Source organism: Aliiglaciecola aliphaticivorans (genome assembly GCF_054782055.1).
Genome location: NZ_BAAGTF010000082.1, coordinates 1 through 773 on the forward strand (window position 1 = coordinate 1; position 773 = coordinate 773).

A 773-nucleotide genomic window follows, 5' to 3' on the forward strand; every position below is an offset into this window, starting at 1 on the left:
ACATTACCGTAACTCAATTCATAACGATGCTCTTCACCTGAAGCGACAACTTGTTTATTTGACGTAATCGATAACATCAGGCTCATTGAATCGTCATAAAGCACTGTGGGTTTCGTCCCAACTGTATATTGACCGCTACTCTCTGTCACTACAGCGTGACTCACCCAAGGAAGCGCATCAATCGGGTTATCGTGATATACAGGCACAATCAACACCTTAGATTCTCCAGCATCTAACTGGCCTATCGCTAACGTTGCCCACTCTCCCGCGTTACAATATGTAGAGCAACCTGTCATTTTTGGTAATGTTGTATTTACGTTAAATTCAGCACCTACTGAATTCATGACATTCAAGTTGACATCAGTTAATGTCAAAGCACCTTTGTTAGCCACTACATAGCGGTAGAAAAGAAATTGACCAGGTGTTCTAGTATCTCCTGTAACAGTTACGTCAAGTGTTAAGTCTACATCTGCGCGTATTACTGCACTTTCGGAAGCACGAGCGATAGAAGCTCCCCCATTATGGAGTACGGCTTCACTTTTTAGCACACTACCATTGACCAGACCTGAAGGCGCAGAAACAGTGACATAACGTTTACCACTGCTACCACTATTAAGCGTATTAATATCCCAGCTCACCTGACCATTGACATAACTGCCACCATCGCTGGCACTGACGAAAGTCACTCCATCGGGTAAATCAACTTCCAATTCGAGGTTTTGCACTGCACTACCGGAGACATTACCGTAACTCAATTCATAACGATGCTCTTC

At 43.7% G+C, this 773-nt stretch carries 1 pseudogene; it reads right to left on the reverse strand.

What is annotated here, in order from left to right:
• Positions 1–773, reverse strand: a pseudogene (locus tag ACYVIL_RS20515) (hypothetical protein); the annotation flags it as partial.